Source organism: Grimontia celer, assembly GCF_900055185.1.
Taxonomy (GTDB): Bacteria; Pseudomonadota; Gammaproteobacteria; order Enterobacterales; family Vibrionaceae; genus Enterovibrio; species Enterovibrio celer.
On the sequence record NZ_FIZX01000002.1, the window covers coordinates 627,252 to 645,333 of the forward strand.

Sequence of the window (18,082 nt, forward strand, 5' to 3'; positions counted from 1 at the left end):
GGTTTCCTCCTAGCTCAGCAATATCAGGAACAACGGAATAACAAAGAACACGAATAGGATGTAACCAACGGCATAGAGTTTATTCTCGGCGGCGAGATTGCCGAGCCATGCTGCGGCTTTAAGCGGTATCTCCCGCAACAAGGGTATGCCAAATATCACTACGACCCCGAGCACGTTGTAGACAAGGTGCACCAAGGATATTTGCAAGGCGGCGTTGGCGAGTTCACCACTCACCGCTGTGGCGGCAAGTAAGGCAGTCACACAGGTACCTATATTCGCGCCCAGCGTGAAGGGATAAATATCCCGCACTTTAAATACGCCCGAGCCAACCAATGGGACTGCAAGACTGGTGGTTGTAGAGCTCGACTGAACCAGAATGGTAATAATGGTGCCAGAGAAAATGCCGGTAACAGGACCACGGCCAATCGCGTTATGCAGGATTTGCTTGGCTTTACCTACCATGGCAACTTTCAGGAGTTTGCCGATAAAGGTGATAGAAACGAAAATCAAACCAATGCCCAGCAAAATCATAGCCACGCCACCCCAAGGGTCACCCAGCACTTCCATGGCACCTTGCACTGATTTGATGATCGGCTTGGTGATGGCCTTCATAAAGTTAAGGTCACCCATACTCATCCCATCGGTGCTGGAAAGAGGGGCCACCATCCATGCGCTTATCTTCTGAAGGAACCCAGTTGCGATCTCTAAAGGCAGGAAGATAACCACGGAAATAAGGTTGAAGAAATCGTGGACCGTGGCGGCAGCAAATGCGCGCTTAAATTCTTCCTTGTCACGCACATGACCCAGACTCACCAAGGTATTGGTGATGGTGGTACCAATATTCGCCCCCATCACCATGGGGATTGCAGTAGCGACGGGAAGACCGCCTGCCACCATCCCTACGATGATAGATGTCACTGTGCTGGAACTTTGAATCAGAGCGGTACAAACCGTACCAATGATGAGTGCTGTAAAGGGGTTTGAAGCAAATTCGAACAGTTCTTTCGCCTGTCCACCTGTCGCCCATTTAAAGCCTGTTCCTATCATGCCTACTGCCAGCAGGAGCAAGTAGACGAGTACAACGATTTTTAGCCATACGATGAAACTGACAGGCTTCTCCGCCTGCTGATTCACAGCTTCTATTTGTGCCATAGTTCTATCCCTAGTCAACTGAGTTGTTATGTTTTCCAGCGCTAAAACTAGGAGGGGTGTATGAAGCTTTTCTTACACTTTGGAGGCGGATCGGTGAAAGCGATTGCAACGTCTAAATACAGAGACAAATTCAGCGATGCCTTTTAATTTGGGCTTTTTGAAGGATGCAGACGACAGGCCCTACCTAACTCTCTGACCCGTCGAATTTTACTTATTAAAGTTACCGAACACCTTTCCCTAAATTTGACGAGGCCGCCAAGTTGAAAAGGTGATTTCGGTCGACAGGTGTTTTCCGGTGCATTCTCAATATTGATAAAAGATGCCTAAATACCCCGCTTGCATTGATAAGGGAAATATTAAGCTAGCGATTTTTCTCGCTGTAGAAGGGGTAACGGGGTTTTATGAATGGATGCAAACAGGTAACAAGCCTGATGATCGCCATGTTGGGATCTGTGGTCTCCAGCAGCGCATTTTCTACAACAATGCCAGCACCAGTCTGGCATCAGGTAGAGTTGGAAAGTGGCGATCAGATAGAAGTGAGACTTCGGGGTAATGAAGCGTTTCATTGGCACGAAGATAGAGCAGGCAATGCTTTGGTTTTCGAGGACCAAAACTGGTATTTGGCTGAAATGCGTCTCGAAAACGGCCAAGCCCTGCTTAAATCAACGGGGGTGTTAAAAACGGGCGAAGAACACACGGTGGCACTCTCTCAATACAGACCTGAATCTGTATCTGTTCATCCCTTCGCCCGAGCACAGCTCATGGCTGACAAAACCGCCCAGTTTACCTACTCACAAATGCAAACATCTCCGGCACCTGTGGCTAGAGAGGGAGTCTCGTTTGCTTCCAGCTCTGTCGAGCAGCCTCTGCTTGTGGTGACAGTCTCTTTCAAAGACGTGGTGATGCAAAATGATTTCCAGCCACTGATTTTCGGCACAGATGGCAAGCAGAGTGTGACGGATTACTTCCTTAAAAACTCAATGAACAACTATCGTGTCGTGCCTGCTGTTGAATCCCAAGGGCAAGTTAATGATGGTGTCATTTCTGTCTCTTTGGATCTTGATCACCCCAACTGTCACCGTGGTTCGTTCTGTGATTTGAAGCTAAACCAAGTCTTCAAAGAGGCTTATCGTTCTTTAGACAGCCATTTGGATTTTTCGGCCTACGACAGCAACAGTGACGGCACAATTTCGCCCAATGAACTCTCGGTGATGTTTGTGTTTGCGGGCAACGATATGTCGTATGGTTCCTTATCTGGAAGCCCAGCGATTTGGCCTCATAAATTCTCTCATGATTCGGTTTTTGTCGATGGCAAAGAGATCCGCAGTTACTGCCTGTTCGCTGACTTCCAAGGTGATCATCAATCCACCATGGGGGTGATCGCGCACGAACTAGGACACTTAATGCTGGATTTGCCAGACCTGTACTCGTATGAACACGATGGGTCTATTGGCAGTTGGGGCCTAATGGGCGCGGGCTCATGGGGGATGAAACCTGGAGATCGGTACCCAGGCGAAACGCCTGTAAATATGACGGCATGGAGTAAACAGCAAGCCGGGTTTTTCGTTCCACGCGAAATCGTCCCGAGCGACAACTTTGTAGAAATAGACAACCAGGAAGCTGCAGTTGTGCATTTGGACCCTTATCTTCGCGAATATGGCTCCAAACTGTATCTGGAAAACCGTGTGTCTGATGGCTACGACCAAGCCCTTGCTGCGACAGGGTTGCTGATGACCAGCGTGAATGTGAATAACGCGTTCAACCACACTGGTCCAATGCAGGTGCAAGTCTTTCAAGCTGACAACAGAGAGGATCTTGAGATTGGTGGCCGCTCAGATTCGGGGGATATATTCCCCGGCCTGTATGGAAAAACGGAAATTTCAGATAGCACTCAACCGTCTTTGCAATCTATTACGGGCCAACCGAGCAATTTAAGCATATCGGGTATTAATGCTAATTCATCCAAGGCAAGCTTCTTTGTCGATAAACCTGAGCCTGGCAACCGCTTTGGCTTGCTGACAACCTTTGAAAGGTCATATGTTGATGACAGACAGCAGCCAGATATGGCGGCATTTGCCTTTGAGATCCAAACCGACGCAAGGCTTGATGGTGTTCAGTTCCATGTATCGCCAACATCGTTCTTTACTGAGCATAGTTACAAGGTTTGGCGTCTTCCTTACAGTGCGCCAGTGTTTGGCAACCTTAGCATAGACACCTCTGCAGCAGACCTTATTCACCAAGGACAAACAGAGAAAGGGGGACGGATTTTATTTGATACCCCGTTTGTATTTAACGCCGGCAAACACTTGCTGGTGGTCGAAGTCGAAAGTACCGCGATGTTTGAGGCAAACTATCTGTTTGCGCAACCTGAGGTCGCAGAGAATCGTCGCATAGAAAGGGTATGGTTTGGAGACCAGTCACAAGCGTCCTCGACGGGCCTTACTATGCGAAATTATTATACGACGCCATTTGCAGCGCTGTTTGATCATGATGTTCCTGCTGGGATAGTCGCAACCAATGATAATGTGCGAGTACAGGAAAACGGTACCGTTGCACTGAACTTGCTGACAAATGACTTCTACAAGGTTGGGGAGTCGTACCAAGTTGAGGTCGTTGAATCGCCACAAAACGGAAAAGTAGAGGGTGAACAATACATCCCTAATACAGGTTTTGTAGGAGTAGATGGCTTCTCCTATCGTCTGGTGGAAGAGGATAGCGGAGAACAATCGAATATTGCTCAAGTAACAGTTGAAGTTACGGAGACAAACAATGCCCCTGAAGTCATGATCGTTCCTTTTTATGCTTCTCTGACCCCTGGAAATGGTGTGACTCTAGGTGCAGAAGTGACAGATGCTGATGGCGATGCCGTGTCTTACCAATGGTCAATCGATAGCAAAGTGACAATGGCAGAGAGTCTGGATACAGCCTCAATTCGGTTTGTTGTCCCTGACTCTGTAAAGGCCGATGACATTCTGGAGTTTTCAGTGGAAGTTACTGATGTTCGCGGTGCAGTGACGACACAGGTTATTCGTTTGACCGTTGAGAACAGTGTGCCTGTCGCTTTGGATGATTATGCCACCCAAACTCTGGGGACAACGGTTTACTACGATGTTACAAGCAATGACTACGACCATGACGGTGATTACTTCTACCTTTCAGGTGCTTCTACATCAGGCGTATTCGGTGTTGCCCTTGATAATGACATGATCAGGTTTACAGCCCCAACCACGATGCCTGAATCACAGGAAGTGAATATCACTTACTATATTTTTGATCCTCAGTATGGAAGGGAGGCAACGGCAACACTCACTATTCTTCTAACTGATGAACCGGAGACAACACCTGAAAATGGAGAACCAGAAATCAGCGGTGGTGGAGGTGGTGGTGCATCAGTTTGGCTGTTGCTCCTGAGCTTCTTGTGCTCATTGCAGATGGCACGCAAGAAACAGCGTAGGTTTTAAAAACAAGGCGAAATGAACAAAGCCCGACAGGATTAATCTTGTTGGGCTTTTTTCTTACCACTCGATATCGATAGGGGTGCCTACTTTAACGAGGCTCAAAAACTCATCCATTTCCTCGTTATCAATGGCAATACAACCATCCGTCCAGTCTTTGCCCCGTTTAATACTGGGATGAGGACCGTTACCATTTTTCTGTCCGTGGATCATGATCTGTCCGCCAGGACTAAAACCCAGCTTTTCGGCGCGTTTGCTGTCGGTTTCGTTGGGGTAGTTAATGCGGATTGAACGGTAGAAGCTGGATTGTTCGTTAATCAGGTCGAGGAAATAGCGGCCTTCCGGCGTGCGTTTGTCACCTTCGCGGAGTTTGTGGCCTTTGGGGTTTGCTCCGAGGGAAATGCTGTACCAACGGACAATTTTGTTCCCTTGTATCAGGTACATCTTACGAGCAGATTTGTCGACTTTCACTAAATCGATTTTGTGCTCCGCTTCCATTCCATTGGCTGAGAATACTGCACTGCACAGAAAAACCAGACTCAGCGCTCTGAAAAACGATTTCATGGCATCCCTAAAATTTAAGTGTTCCGTTTCATTATTGGTGACAACACCAGAAAAGTCGCAATAAGAAGCCCGTAAGCCAATCATTTAAACGGCATGGCGTATCGAAAAACAGTAAAACAAGGGATGTGAAAAAGGTGGTGTTTCAGAAGTGATATTAAGCCCCATCAGCGGAATGGGGCTCTCAAACTGATGATTACGCTGGTGTGTTATTCAGCGAGAATGTCGATGCAGCTGTCCCAAGTCTTCTTTGCAACCGCATCATGTGAAGAGGATTTCTCGTAAACTGCGTCGATCACCTCGTACGGCTTGGTCGCTTTGTAGCTTGCAAATACCATGTAGGCATCAAGCTTGGGCGCGCCAGCTTGTTTGAGATCATACGCGCCACCGGCGACCAAAGACTTCTGCGCGCAAAAGCTGGCGATATTCAATCTTTCTTGTGGAACATTAGCCACTTTCACTGCGCATTGGTCGAACAGAGCCACTGAGTAATCCCACGCGCTGGTGAAATCTGCAGCGTAAACGTCTTCAACCAGATTGAGTTTGATTTGCGCGGCAGTGCCGGTAGCAAAACGATCAATCTGGGACTGCTTGGGTTGTTCTTGTAACTTCTGAGAGGCGACAAGGTATGCCATGTCTGCAAGCTCAGCACAGTAAGACATTTGAACCGTTTCTTTATTGCTATAAAGCTGGATGGGTTTAATGGGTTCCGGCTGATTGGTGCAGGCTGACAGCGTTGAGATAGATAAAATCAGAGTTAGCAGAGAACGAGTCGGTGCCATCATACTTCCTTATTGACTGCGTCGATTCGCGACAACAAAACAAGCGCCCAGTATATCCAGCTTCGCAGCTCATTTTTGTTTTCAAATTGAGACCTAAACACCACAACCTCTGGATAAAGTGATAATTCTAATAGTTGCTTGGTTTTAGCGCATTTCGTTCAATTTTTGCCCGGTGGCCGTATTTGAAGCGCTCATTGCCTTTGAAGCTAGAGCCAAAGGAAAATAAATAGGCAGACCAAAGCAGGGTTCTTACTTTACTGGAAGAGAGTTATCCAACTTTAGTGGTGGAAATGAATAATTGGATTAATTGAAGTGATTTATTGGTTGTTATAACAAAAAACTCTGATTGGAGGAGAAATTTCGGCTCTCGTATACTCGGGTGGAAGGCAGGTAAAAACCTGCCCACAAACACAATAATAACGCCGTGTAGAGGGCAAACATGATAGATTTCTGGCCATTGATTGGCATCGTAATAATTACGGTGGGGTTGGCATTAAAGCTAAACACCTTGCTTGTTATTTTAGTTGCTGGGGTAGCAACGGGCCTGGTCGCTGACATCGCCTTGATGGATATTCTTTCCACACTCGGCCAGTCCTTCACTCAAAACCGCTATATGTCCCTTTTCATCCTTATTCTTCCAATGATCGGCATTCTTGAACGTTATGGTCTTCGCCAACGCGCAGAACAGCTGATTGGTTCCATGAAAAAAGCGTCTGTCAGCAAAATTCTGATGACCTACCTTTTGCTGCGGAAAGTGACGAATGGCATGGGCTTGAGTATCGGTGGTCACCCATCCATGATCCGTCCTCTCATTGCGCCTATGGCGGAAGCGGCAGCAGAGAAAGTTTCACCGAAGCTGCAAGAAGAGAAGCGTCAGGCCATTCGCGCACTCGCCGCTGCCAGTGAAAACTTTGGTAACTTCTTCAGCCAACTGCTGTTTATCGGCACGGGCGGTATCCTGCTGATTAAAGGCGTGATGGCTGACAACAAGTTGGATGTGCAGTTAGAAACCATGGCGTTGTGGGCGCTGCCAACGGCCATTGCTTCCTACATCGTGTTCGTGGTTTTCAGCAAAGTCATGGAAGCCCGTTTGCTGAAAAACTTGGATAAAGCCGCTGCAACGGCAACTGACATTAAAAGCGAAGGGTAATTGCCATGCTTGAATATATTTACCAAACCACAGGTTTGCTGTTGCTGGCTTTCTCACTTCAAACCTTTTTGGACAAAGACAACCCCAAACGCGTCGGCACCGGCCTTTTCTGGTTAATTTACGGTGTGACCTTTATCTTCGGCGCGACGATACCGAACTGGGTGACAGGCTTGATGGTACTGGCGCTGACCGCGCTGGCTGCTGGCGGATTTATGGGTGTGGGCAATTACAAAACCACCAACGAAGAAGAGCGTCAGAAAACCGCGTCTGTGCTGAAAAACAAACTCTTTATCCCAGCGGCGATTGTGCCAGTGGGAACCGTTGCAATCAGCCAATTTACTTCTCTGGGCGCGCTGGTGGGCCTGGGTATTGCTTCGATTGCGTCAATCATTGTGGCGTTGGTCATGACAAAGAGTCAGCCGATACATAGCCTGAACGAAGGTCGTCGCCTGATTGATTCTATTGGCTGGGCCGCGATCTTGTCGCAGTTTCTCGCTGCATTGGGTTATCTGTTTAACCAAGCGGGTGTGGGTGATACCGTCGCGCAAATCGTGAAAATGATGATCCCGGAAAACATGTTGCTGGTGAATGTGATTGCCTACTGTGCAGGCATGATGATTTTCACCGTGGTAATGGGTAACGCCTTTGCGGCCTTCGCTGTGATCACAACAGGTATTGGCATTCCACTGCTGGTATTGGAAAACGGTGGGAATGCCGCAATTATTGGCGTGCTTGGCATGCTTTCAGGTTATTGCGGTACCCTGATGACGCCAATGGCGGCAAACTTCAACATAGTGCCAGCAGCATTGCTTGAACTGAAAAACAAGCACCATGTTATTCTTATGCAGGTGATCCCAGGGCTGATCATCTTGGCATTCAACATATTTGTTATGTACAGCTTTGCATTCTGAGGAAAGCGATGAAAAAAGTTCTGATTACGGGTTTTGAACCATTTGGTGGTGCATCTATCAACCCAGCACTGGAAGCCGTGAAAAAGCTTGATGGCGTTGAGCTCGACGGCGGTGTGATTGTGACCTGTGAAGTGCCGGTGACACGTTTCGAAGCGTTGAAAGCGATCAGTGCTGCAGTTGAAACTCACCAGCCAAGCTATGTGATTACGGTTGGTCAGGCGGCAGGTCGCAACGCGATTACGCCTGAGCGAGTGGCGATTAATATCGATGACTTCCGCATCCCTGATAACGGCGGTAATCAACCAATTGATGAGCCTATCTATGAAGAGGGCCCGGCCGCATACTTCAGTACGCTGCCAATCAAAGCGATTACCCATAAGCTGCAGGAAAGTGGCATTCCATGTCAGGTTTCAAATACGGCAGGTACTTTTGTTTGTAACCATGTGTTCTACGGTATTCAGCATTTTTTGCGTGATACGGATATCGGTCATGGCTTCATTCATATTCCTTTATTGCCAGAGCAGGCTGCCGCGACTGACCAGCCTTCAATGTCCTTAGAAATTATCGTTGAAGGACTTCGTTTGGCTGCACAGGCAACCATCGATAACAAGAAAGACATATCAGTAGGAGCAGGGCAGATTTGCTAAGCCTGAGCCACTGATAGTTTAATAAGAAAAGAGCCGACAATGTCGGCTCTTTGCGAATATGAGGGACTTAATAGTACTCACACGTTGAACTGCTGGAGTTTTGGTATCGCAAGCCACCTCTGCCGTCACAGAAGGTCTCGTTCAATGTAATCTGGCAAACGGTATCGCCGTTGGCGTTGAGCTTGATACTCCCGGAAATCGTTGTGTTGATTCGAGTGCCTGACGTGCCGCCATTTGAACAGACATTTGAGCTGTTTGATCCGCTGCCGTAGTAAGACATGGATTTCAAGTCGCCTACCTCTGTGACGCCAATTTGCGTATTCCAGTCGCTTTGGTTGCCGCCACCGTAGCTGTTGGTTGACCAGTTTACACGTTTAGTGATGTTCTGTGCGCTGATAGAAGGACCACCCAGTCGGCCGTTGCTGCAATCAACAAACACATAAGCGCCACTTGTTCTTACCTGAACACGTTGGTCTGTAGTACACACTGTGGGTACCAGTGGCTCATCGTTGTCTTCAATGGTCAATGATCCGTTCGCTTTATCGCTTTCGTCATCTTTAAACCAAGCAGAAACGCTTGCAGACTTTGATTCTTCGTCTTCAGTGTCATCAATCGTCGTGATTTCGACAGTTAAACTGGAGACGCCAGCAGGCACGGTAACCACGGTTCCATCGGCATTCAATGTGATGTTGACGCTCGTGTCATCAGAGAAAATGACTTTTACTTCACGCTCGAAATCGGTTCCACCAATCGCAGTACCGTCAACCAAGGCAAGGTTGATGTCTTTGGTCGCTTTGGTTGAAGTGTCGAAATTTACGGTCAGTTTCGCAGTTTCGCCCTCAGTGACAGTGTCACTACCAACACCAGTGACATTGACGATTTTCTCGCTAGGGAAAATGGTTTTGTCATAGCAGGTGTGTTCTTCCATAGTGTTGGTCGCCAACGCATTGATGCGGGCAGGAAATAGGCCGATCTTCACCCGTTCGCCTGAATCCGGATTGAGTCGGTAAAGAAAGGTACTGTTGATGTTACTGGTGACGTTCTGGTTTTTGGCTGCAATGATGACTTGACCATTTTGGTCGAGCGTCGCTGCAGTGACAAAATTAATGTAGTGGAAAGACTTCAGTGACACCTCACCGGAAGATGGATTGACTGAAAAGGTGCGTGTATTCGTAATGAACAGCAACTCTCCGTCGTAGAATAAAAAGTCACCCCAAGAACTGAATCCGCCAAACTTCACACCGTCACTGAATGTGGAGAGCTGGGTGACAACACCGTCACTGGGGTTGATAGAAAAGATCCTATCACCGTCTGATGCAACCAGTTGTTCCGAGACAGGATCAAATGCCATTCGAAATATTTCGGGTACATTCGCAAGCACAGTGTGTGTTTGCGTGCTGTGGTCATAGTAAGCAAGTTGGTTTGGTAGCGATGTTTTCTCATGAAGAGAGAGGCTCTTCAGCTCGTCGGCAGACACCACGCTTTCAACTCCCTCCACATAATAAGCTGTCGGGCGGGTAACGCTCGCGTAGTAGGTACGGTTGGTTGTTGGGTCGTAAGTCATTGCTGAACTGCTGAATAATGTACGGGACTCCAGCAACGCTCGGGTTCCAGGGTTGCTGTAGCCAGTTAATTGTTTGTCTTCCTGAATATCCAAAAGCAGGCCCACTTCACCTCGACCGCCATTGATGGAATAGACATTACCCGGACACGCGGCATATGCCTGTGCGCCAGTGAGCGTTGAGAACGCGATAAGTGATGAAATCAGTGTGAAACGATGTCGCATACGAAGCTCCTTTTTCGCCAAGCTGAAACGTAAAACTGCTTGGGGATTAACCATAAAAATTAAAAGGTTATTTTGAATTCAAGGTCTTACTGCTTTACTCGAAAAGGAGTATCTGAGAAGGAGTAAATATTTTTATGATGCGATAATGAGACGCCGTGTAATTCTGAACTTACTAATTTCCTAATAACTAAATTAGGTCTTATTTTAGTGATGATTATTTTGAATAAATATCCCATTGATAATGATTTTCATTGAAAAGTATCGCACAGATAAGTCACTGCAAATTAAAAAGTAAAATTCAGAGTGGTGTGCTTTTTGCCTGAGAGAATATCTTCAGAAGTATGATTTTCTACTTACATCCAAAGTGAAAAATTCGATGACAACTCAGAAAAACTTTTTTATCCGTTCTTAGGAGTAAGACGAGAGATCTGCCAAGTTGGATGCGCTTTCTTCGAAATTTTTCTTAGGGGGTTGGTGAGCGAGGTGTTATCTGGGGCACTGAAGCTTCAGAAAACTCGCAATGTGCTCTTCTAAGCAACAGACCGTAAAGTAGGCAATGCCCTTGGGTATTTTGTTGGCAAGCCTTTTCCCTTCCACGAATTGTTTGGAAGCACTTATTCAGTATATTCGGCCAATTGAATATATTGTGCATAGAATTCTGGTGCACAATTATCGATTGATGGTATTTCTTGCCGATGTTGGTCGCTCATTCAAAAGTGGGGTTTATTTCATCCTAACTCTTAATTATTAGGTTATTAGCATCGATATACGATGAGTGTTCACTGTAATTTACAGAAATTGCAGTGGTGTTATTTAGCCTTGTGCAAAAATGAGTAAGGAGTACCCATTAATGAATAAGCATGCGCTTAAATTTGCACCAATGACTTTGGCGATGATGTGTGCAAACGCAACTGCCGCTGTGACACTCTATGACGATGACACTAACTCTGTTACCACTGATCTTTTGGTCAACGTCTTCTATACCAATTCGAGCTCTGATCGTTTGTCTGACTTCAATGATCCGAACAGCAATAAAATCAGTCATGATCAGTCCCGTGTTCGTGTAGGTTTCTTGCCGAATTACATCGGCTTTAACTTCAAAACCGAGGTAAATGACCTCAAGATTGGAGCACGTTCGTCATTTTGGGTGACGTTGAATGACACCGACACAAACCGTGGAGCGGAAGGATTGGGAACCCGATCAGGCATTGATGTCCGACAGTTTTACGCCACCATCGACGCTGATTGGGGCCAGGTATTGCTGGGTAAAGACTTCGGCTTGTTTTCCCGCAGTAATATTCTGACTGATGAGTTGCTACTCGGTCACGGCCAAAGCAGTGATTACTATGGCCTTATTGACGGTGGAAACGTTTCTTTCGGTAACATTGGCTCGGGTTACACCTATCCATTCCCGAAAGCTCAAATTACTTATCGCACACCTGATCTGTCTGGTTTCCAAATCGCAGTGGGTGTGATGGATCCGAACAAGAAAAGTGCCAATAGCTCAGAAGACAGTCCTCGCTTTGAGAGTGAAGTGACATATACCGGCAATTTTGATGCTGTTGACTTCAAAGCTTACATCAATGGCGTGACTCAAAGTTCGAAAGACAGTAATGGCACTGTTGATTCGGATGGTCTCGGTGGTGGTGTCCGAGTTGGCTTCGGAGGTTTAGCGTTGAATGCCTCGGGCTTCAGCACAACTGGGCTGGGTGATGTTGCAGGTTTGGATACTATCGTGAGTAATGAGAAAACCAAATCGGACGGGTATTTGCTACAAAGTTCTTACACCTTTGATAGTGAGCGATTTGTGCTGTCTTACGGCAACACAGAAGTAGAGTCGGATGGTAAGAAAACGCTGGAGTATGAAAACAAAGCAGTGGCTTGGTTCCACACGGTCAACAGCAATCTGACATTGGTGGCTGAATACAACCGCACGGAAGTCAATGAAGGAAAAACTGAGAAGAACAACACTTATGCCTTAGGCGCCGTGGTGACGTTCTGATCGCCGCAAACAGTTCCCTTAAACCACGCCTGGTTTGTTGAGCACAATAAAATGAGCGCTGAGAGGTCGCTGGTTGATATGTGCTGATGGCGTTAAGTTTGGCTTAGAGCTTGACGCCACTTTTTCAATTCGAAAAAAAACACCCCAAGAAAAACATTTGTAACTCCCGTTGGTTGGCTTGGGAATAAACGTAACGACTGCATCTGGGGTGTATAGAAGAAACCGCTTTCATTTAAGCGTAATCGCTAAGTGAAATTTTGAAGGGAATAGCGTTTTAAACAGATTGCTAATTTAAAAGGTGAGACGTTTTCTTTAGGTTGAATTTACGCAAAATAAGTAAGGAAAAAGCCACCGAGAGGGTGGCCTTTGTGCTCAAACTCAGAAGTTATTCGCCAGTTTTCAAACGCAGGAAGTAGTTTTCGTACTTCTCAGTCAGGTCACCAACGGCGTCTTGCCACTCACCACGGTCAATGTCTTCTTGTGGTGGGAACAAGGTTGGGTTGTCTTTGTAGGCGGCGTTAGATTTCTCAACCGCAGTCAGGTAACCGTTATCAGCACTGATTTTTGCCGCAATCTCAGGACGCAGAAGGAAGTCGATCATCTTGTGAGCCGCTTCCGTGTTCTTCGCGTTCTTTGGAATTGCCAGACTATCTACCCAGAAGATACCGCCTTCTTTAGGCCATACCAGTTCAATCGGTAGACCTTCACGTTGTGCTGCAGCCGCTGAGCCGTTCCACAGCATGCCCAGACCTACTTCACCAGACAGGTAAGGGTTCGCTGGGTTGTCCGAGTTAAATACCAGCACGTTTGGCATCAGCTTCTTCAGTTCTTCGTAAGCTTCATCGATCTGCTTTGGATCGGTAGAGTTACCTGAGTAACCCAGCTTACGCAGCGCGATGTGGAACACTTCGCGGGTGTCATCCATCAGCATGATTTGGCCTTCGAGCTCTGGGTTCCACAGATCTGCCCAGCTGTCGAAATCTTCTGGGTTGTACATGTCAGTGTTCACTGCCAGACCTGTCATCGCAATCACGTGAGGAATGGAGTAATCGTTGCTTGGATCGAACGGCTTGTCGAGGTAGTTCTTATCCAGCTCAGTGAAGTTGTTGAGCTTAGAATGGTCGATTTTCTGGAGCATACCTTCATCGCGCATTTTTGCTACGAAGTAGGTTGATGGCACCACAAGATCATACCCGTCTGGGTGGGTTTTCATTTTCGCATACAGGGTTTCGTTCGACTCGTACGTTGAGTAGATAACCTTGATGCCGGTTTCGCGGGTGAATTGTTCCAACAGCTCTGTTGAGATGTAAGGACCCCAGTTCGCGAAAATCAGTTGATCATCAGCAGCTTGTGCTGGTGTGGTGAAGATAGCGGCTGCACATGCAGCGCTGGCCAGAATTGAAGACCATTTTTTCATTGTCGGTTTCCACCTCCAAAGGCCCCCTCGATAGGGCGCATTAATACTCCAGGGATACATCGTCATCCCCGCGTTAACATCTGATTTTACTCAGAGAATCTCGTCGGTTGGGCGGTCAGAAAGACATCCGAGCCCGAAAAAATCGGCGCGATATTACAGCCGAAACCCAGTGCTGGCAACTGATTCAGGCGACCGAACGCTACTATTCGCTTTAAGGGAAAAGAACAAGACAATTTCTGTAATGCTGACTTGCAGAAAAGAATCAAAAAAGACAGCACTCCCAATGGTGGGAAAGGAGCGGATTTCATTGGGACTTTTTGGCATTTGCGAGGCATGTTGGGAAGTTACGTTTTACGTGTGTCACCTGTGGGTAAGCGATTGTAGCGAGTGATACCTTATGTCGCTTAAAAAGGTCAGGTATCAGGGTAGAAAAGGTGGAGATAAAACTAAGAAAAGCAGTGTTTTCTGACGCGGAGAAAATAGCAAAAATTCATGTCGACTCTTGGGAAGTCGCATTCGAGGGGTTAATGCCAGAGAACTATATCAAAGGCTATACGCTCTCAGCCCGTATTAAAGAGTGGCAGGAAACTATACGAACGAATGCTGAATTTGTCGTTATTGCGGAAAGTGCCTCCACGGTGGTTGGGTTTATGTCTTATCGACCCCACCCCGATGCCACAGAGATTATTGAGCTGAGTAAGTTGTACCTTTGTCCAACCCATTATGGAAAGGGTTCGGGGAGCCTATTTATGCGCAATTTGGAAAATACAGCTCGAGATAGCGGCGTAGAAACGATCCATTTATACGTGCTGAATAACAACGTAACAGCCATTCAGTTTTACATGAAGCATGGTTTTGAAAATGCAGATGGTTTTGTTTCGGAAGAGTTTGAAGGCACCACAATTATTGATGTGCTGATGACGAAGAGGGTGTCATGAAGAAATCAATCGTCCCAGAAGAATTTAAGCATTACTTCGATGATTGGCATTTTTCACCAGTGATCGATGCCGATGGCACTGTGTATCTTTCCGGTGTGACTGCTGCAAGAAAAGACAAGCCAATCAGCATAGACCCGGAAGAGCAGTTTCACGATGCGTTTTACAAACTGGGTATATACCTGAATGCGGCAGGGCTCTGCTATTCAGATATTGTTGAAATGACCACATTTCACATCGAACTAAAAAAGAACATCGATGTATTCTCTAGGGTTAAGGATGAGTATATCAAAGCGCCATATCCTGCTTGGTCTGCCATTGGTGTATCGGAGTTTATTCCTGAGAACGCGTTGGTAGAGATGAGAATTGTTGCCAAGCGCTAGATTTAGTATCGAGGGAATAAAAGTGATCGTAAGGAATGCCGTAAAAGAGGATTCATCCAAACTACTGGCTCTGATTTCGTTAAAAGCTGAGTTTGATCGAAGCATGAAAGGCTTCAATGGAGAAATCTCAACTTCAGTTGAAAAAATAGAACGTACACTGTTTGGGAAGCAACGGTATGCTCATGCTTTACTTTTGGAATCCAGCGATGGAGAAGTGATTGGATTCGCTTTATTTCATTACCGCTATTCCTCGTTCAGTGGGGAGCCACTAATTTGGCTTGATGACCTCTTAGTGGTTGATGAGAGAAGATCGAGAGGTTACGGGCATGTATTGATGAAATCTCTGTACGACCTGGCTCGAGAATCTTTGGCATCCCATATTGCTTGGACAGCCAGCCCTTACAATAAAAAAGCGCATAATTTCTATAACCGTATCGGAGCTTGTATCGAGCGAATGGATGGCGAGCGCCCATTTTTCCGCTGGGATGTAATCTGACAACGTCAGATTTTATTGCGTTTATTCGTCTCTCAGCAGCATTCAAACCCAACGCCCAAAGCTCATCACTTTGGGCGTTGCCGTACCTAATACACTGAATTAGAGCAAATGTATCAATCATTAGGGGTTATACAGAACATTATGTTGCAATAATTGTCAGGTCAGAACATATTGGAATTGTTTTAGTTTTTAATGAGTAAGATGACAATGGAACCAAGACAACTTATTGAAAAGTGGGTAGACGCCTTTAACAAAGGTGATGCTGAAATGATTGCTGAGTTCTATGCGGAAAGCGCAGTGAACCATCAAGTGGCCAACGAACCAGTTGTTGGTAAATCAGCAATCAAACAAATGTTCGCCAATGAGTTTTCTGCTGCTGAGATGGTCTGTATTGTGGAGAACATTTTCCAAGATGGTGATTGGGCAATGTTGGAATGGAAAGACCCGATCGGTTTGCGTGGCTGTGGATTCTTCCAGTTTGAGGATGGACTCATCGTTTTCCAGCGTGGTTATTGGGATAAGCTGAGTTTCTTAAAAGCTCACAATTTACCTATTCCAAACTAATAACTGGGATTCATGGTGATAATGAGATGATTTAAGTGGTAAAGGATGACTACTTATTCACGTTTTAATTAAGGTGCTCAGCACAATCGGCTAACGAAAGGAAAATCATGAAAGTACATTATCTGGAAATTGTCACTACTGATGCTGAATCAGTATGTAAGGCATACGAGGCGACTAATAAGATCACCTTTAGTGAACCGGAACCGTTACTTGGCGGTGCTCGAACGAGTGTATTGGCGGATGGAACGATGGTTGGTGTCAGAGGACAATTGCGCGAAAATGAAACTCCGGTTGTGCGCCCATACTGGTTAGTGGAAGACATTGAAAAAGCGATTGCAGATGTTGAAGCGAATGGCGCTGAAGTTGCCGTTCCTCCAATGGAAATCCCCGGCAAGGGGAAATTTGCCATTTACATTCTGAGCTCTGTTGAGCACGGTTTTTGGCAAATTTAGCAAAGTGATAGAGCGGATATCTTTCTTCTGAATGAGAAGGACTCCTGCGCTCCACATTTTTTTTACATCGCATCAGTTAAATTGATTTCTATAGCAACGAAGGTGGCTAACTCTATCCCCAAAGAGGTGTTATGAAATCCAGATACTCAAACTATTTGAAGCCGGCAATTGTTGTGTTGGCAGGAGCATTCCTGACAACAGGCTGTTTGCTGGCACCTGATGAGCCTCTATATCGCACATCAGAGAAATTGCCTGAGTATGAGCAAACGTCGTTTGAGGAATATGTTAAGGACACCAAACTTTGGCTGGAGCAAAACCGGGTCTTTTTGACGGACGATAAGCAAACAGAAATTGATGCAAATACGCCGTTTGAGCTTGCTCCAAAGGACCAAGTCACGCCGACTAAAGGCGTACTTTTTGTGCACGGGCTTGGTGATTCTCCATTCTATTTCAGAGATATTGCCAACGCTCTCTCTGAGCAGGGCTTTCTGGTTAGAACCGTTTTACTTCCCGGTCATGGCTCGCGTCCCGGTGACCTGATACTGCCAACCTTTGATGATTGGAAGCGGGTGGTTCAGCACCATGCTGAGCTACTTGCAAACGATGTCGATGAAGTTTGGTTGGGCGGTTTCTCGACGGGTGCAAACCTCGTAACGGCTTATGCTGCTCAACATGATGATATTGATGGTCTGCTGTTGTTCTCTCCGGCCATGGCACCAAAAGATTCTCTTCATGTGATTGCCCCAGTGGCCAACTATTTCCTAGATTGGCTGGATGTTGATCCGCATGAAGACAACTACACCCGTTACGCGACCTTGGCCACAAACGGTGCAGCTTTGTTTTCTGAATCGGTCAGTGAAGTGAATGATCAGCTATCAGAAAAGCCATATCGCAAGCCTGTACTGATTGTCATCAGCGAGAGCGACAGCGTGTTGGATTCCGCTGAAACCATTGACCTGTTTAAATCAAGCTTTCTTCATCCTCAAAGTCGGTTTGTATGGTACGGGGACGGGGAAATCACAGGAGACACACGCATTATCTCTTTGGCTTCATCCATTCCAGAGCAACGAATCAGTACGTTTTCTCACATGAGTGTGTTGTTCTCTCCAACCAATGACTACTACGGCAAAAATGGTAGCCAATTGGTTTGTGACAACGGTCAGAGTGAGGAAGCGGAAAAAGCGTGTCCTAATAGCGACGAACTTTGGTATTCCAGTTATGACTATCTGGAACAAGGTAAAATCCATGCCCGTTTGACGTGGAATCCCTATTTTTCAGAGTTAGCAAAAACCATTGGAACCGTGACAAAGTAAGCGCGTCTCGTTGCCAATGGCGTGTGCAGCATGGAATAATCCTGCGCATTATTCAAACCACAATAACTGTGAATTT

At 46.4% G+C, this 18,082-nt stretch carries 16 protein-coding genes; 11 read left to right on the plus strand and 5 right to left on the minus strand.

The genetic code is table 11. The features are described from left to right. Window positions 1–9 precede the first annotated feature (9 nt). Window positions 10–1,134, minus strand: a complete 1,125-nt coding sequence (locus GCE9029_RS13015; RefSeq protein WP_062665658.1) for a Na/Pi symporter — start codon at window positions 1,132–1,134, stop codon at window positions 10–12. A gap of 419 nt (window positions 1,135–1,553) precedes the next feature. On the opposite strand from GCE9029_RS13015, the gene GCE9029_RS13020 reads away from it, so the two are divergent. Further along, a complete protein-coding gene (locus tag GCE9029_RS13020) occupies window positions 1,554–4,613 on the plus strand; it encodes a M6 family metalloprotease domain-containing protein (protein ID WP_082804352.1) in 3,060 nt (1,019 codons plus the stop codon). Between the two features lie 54 nt (window positions 4,614–4,667). Here GCE9029_RS13020 and GCE9029_RS13025 read toward each other — a convergent pair whose 3' ends face one another. Continuing rightward, complete coding sequence (locus tag GCE9029_RS13025; protein ID WP_062663675.1) at window positions 4,668–5,171, minus strand: L,D-transpeptidase family protein; 504 nt, start codon at window positions 5,169–5,171, stop codon at window positions 4,668–4,670. A gap of 206 nt (window positions 5,172–5,377) precedes the next feature. Continuing rightward, window positions 5,378–5,950, minus strand: coding sequence for a hypothetical protein (locus GCE9029_RS13030; RefSeq protein WP_062663676.1), 573 nt, complete (start codon window positions 5,948–5,950; stop codon window positions 5,378–5,380). A gap of 439 nt (window positions 5,951–6,389) precedes the next feature. On the opposite strand from GCE9029_RS13030, the gene GCE9029_RS13035 reads away from it, so the two are divergent. Genes GCE9029_RS13035 through pcp form a run of 3 tightly spaced genes read left to right on the plus strand, consistent with a single transcriptional unit; the run spans window position 6,390 to window position 8,658 of the window. Beyond that, window positions 6,390–7,100, plus strand: coding sequence for a DUF969 domain-containing protein (locus tag GCE9029_RS13035; RefSeq protein WP_062663677.1), 711 nt, complete (start codon window positions 6,390–6,392; stop codon window positions 7,098–7,100). Between the two features lie 5 nt (window positions 7,101–7,105). Further along, on the plus strand, window positions 7,106–8,011 hold the full coding sequence (locus GCE9029_RS13040; RefSeq protein WP_062663678.1) for a DUF979 domain-containing protein: 906 nt from the start codon (window positions 7,106–7,108) through the stop codon (window positions 8,009–8,011). Between the two features lie 8 nt (window positions 8,012–8,019). Then, on the plus strand, window positions 8,020–8,658 hold the full coding sequence (gene pcp, locus GCE9029_RS13045; RefSeq protein ID WP_062663679.1) for a pyroglutamyl-peptidase I: 639 nt from the start codon (window positions 8,020–8,022) through the stop codon (window positions 8,656–8,658). 67 nt (window positions 8,659–8,725) lie between these two features. On the opposite strand, the gene GCE9029_RS13050 is transcribed toward pcp, so the two are convergent. Beyond that, complete coding sequence (locus GCE9029_RS13050; protein ID WP_062663680.1) at window positions 8,726–10,444, minus strand: hypothetical protein; 1,719 nt, start codon at window positions 10,442–10,444, stop codon at window positions 8,726–8,728. A gap of 850 nt (window positions 10,445–11,294) precedes the next feature. Between GCE9029_RS13050 and GCE9029_RS13055 the strand changes: the two genes are divergently transcribed. Continuing rightward, entirely contained in the window at window positions 11,295–12,446 is a 1,152-nt protein-coding gene (locus GCE9029_RS13055) for a porin family protein (protein WP_062663681.1), read from the plus strand. Window positions 12,447–12,831: 385 nt separating this feature from the next. Here GCE9029_RS13055 and GCE9029_RS13060 read toward each other — a convergent pair whose 3' ends face one another. Next, a complete protein-coding gene (locus GCE9029_RS13060) occupies window positions 12,832–13,863 on the minus strand; it encodes an extracellular solute-binding protein (RefSeq protein ID WP_062663682.1) in 1,032 nt (343 codons plus the stop codon). A 434-nt stretch (window positions 13,864–14,297) separates the two neighbouring features. On the opposite strand from GCE9029_RS13060, the gene GCE9029_RS13065 reads away from it, so the two are divergent. From GCE9029_RS13065 to GCE9029_RS13090, 6 genes are all read left to right on the plus strand, one after another. Continuing rightward, complete coding sequence (locus GCE9029_RS13065; protein ID WP_062663683.1) at window positions 14,298–14,801, plus strand: GNAT family N-acetyltransferase; 504 nt, start codon at window positions 14,298–14,300, stop codon at window positions 14,799–14,801. Next, window positions 14,798–15,181, plus strand: a complete 384-nt coding sequence (locus tag GCE9029_RS13070) for a Rid family hydrolase (RefSeq protein ID WP_062663684.1) — start codon at window positions 14,798–14,800, stop codon at window positions 15,179–15,181. Before GCE9029_RS13065 ends, GCE9029_RS13070 begins: the two co-directional genes overlap by 4 nt. 22 nt (window positions 15,182–15,203) lie before the next feature. Then, window positions 15,204–15,677, plus strand: coding sequence for a GNAT family N-acetyltransferase (locus GCE9029_RS13075; RefSeq protein ID WP_062663685.1), 474 nt, complete (start codon window positions 15,204–15,206; stop codon window positions 15,675–15,677). A 192-nt stretch (window positions 15,678–15,869) separates the two neighbouring features. After that, window positions 15,870–16,241, plus strand: coding sequence for a nuclear transport factor 2 family protein (locus GCE9029_RS13080; protein WP_231870098.1), 372 nt, complete (start codon window positions 15,870–15,872; stop codon window positions 16,239–16,241). 107 nt (window positions 16,242–16,348) lie between these two features. Then, window positions 16,349–16,693 carry a VOC family protein gene (locus GCE9029_RS13085; RefSeq protein WP_062663687.1) on the plus strand — a complete coding sequence of 115 codons (345 nt, stop codon included), beginning with the start codon at window positions 16,349–16,351 and terminating at the stop codon, window positions 16,691–16,693. 131 nt (window positions 16,694–16,824) lie between these two features. Further along, window positions 16,825–18,006, plus strand: coding sequence for an alpha/beta hydrolase (locus GCE9029_RS13090; protein WP_062663688.1), 1,182 nt, complete (start codon window positions 16,825–16,827; stop codon window positions 18,004–18,006). The last annotated feature ends 76 nt before the right edge of the window (window positions 18,007–18,082 follow it).

Coding starts and splice junctions, on each gene's coding strand:
- GCE9029_RS13020 (WP_082804352.1), top strand. CDS start 1,554: ATGAATGGATGCAAACAGGTAACAAGCCTGATGATCGCCATGTTGGGA.
- GCE9029_RS13025 (WP_062663675.1), bottom strand. CDS start 5,171: ATGAAATCGTTTTTCAGAGCGCTGAGTCTGGTTTTTCTGTGCAGTGCA.
- GCE9029_RS13030 (WP_062663676.1), bottom strand. CDS start 5,950: ATGGCACCGACTCGTTCTCTGCTAACTCTGATTTTATCTATCTCAACG.
- GCE9029_RS13035 (WP_062663677.1), top strand. CDS start 6,390: ATGATAGATTTCTGGCCATTGATTGGCATCGTAATAATTACGGTGGGG.
- GCE9029_RS13040 (WP_062663678.1), top strand. CDS start 7,106: ATGCTTGAATATATTTACCAAACCACAGGTTTGCTGTTGCTGGCTTTC.
- pcp (WP_062663679.1), top strand. CDS start 8,020: ATGAAAAAAGTTCTGATTACGGGTTTTGAACCATTTGGTGGTGCATCT.
- GCE9029_RS13050 (WP_062663680.1), bottom strand. CDS start 10,444: ATGCGACATCGTTTCACACTGATTTCATCACTTATCGCGTTCTCAACG.
- GCE9029_RS13055 (WP_062663681.1), top strand. CDS start 11,295: ATGAATAAGCATGCGCTTAAATTTGCACCAATGACTTTGGCGATGATG.
- GCE9029_RS13060 (WP_062663682.1), bottom strand. CDS start 13,863: ATGAAAAAATGGTCTTCAATTCTGGCCAGCGCTGCATGTGCAGCCGCT.
- GCE9029_RS13070 (WP_062663684.1), top strand. CDS start 14,798: ATGAAGAAATCAATCGTCCCAGAAGAATTTAAGCATTACTTCGATGAT.
- GCE9029_RS13080 (WP_231870098.1), top strand. CDS start 15,870: ATGAGTAAGATGACAATGGAACCAAGACAACTTATTGAAAAGTGGGTA.
- GCE9029_RS13085 (WP_062663687.1), top strand. CDS start 16,349: ATGAAAGTACATTATCTGGAAATTGTCACTACTGATGCTGAATCAGTA.
- GCE9029_RS13090 (WP_062663688.1), top strand. CDS start 16,825: ATGAAATCCAGATACTCAAACTATTTGAAGCCGGCAATTGTTGTGTTG.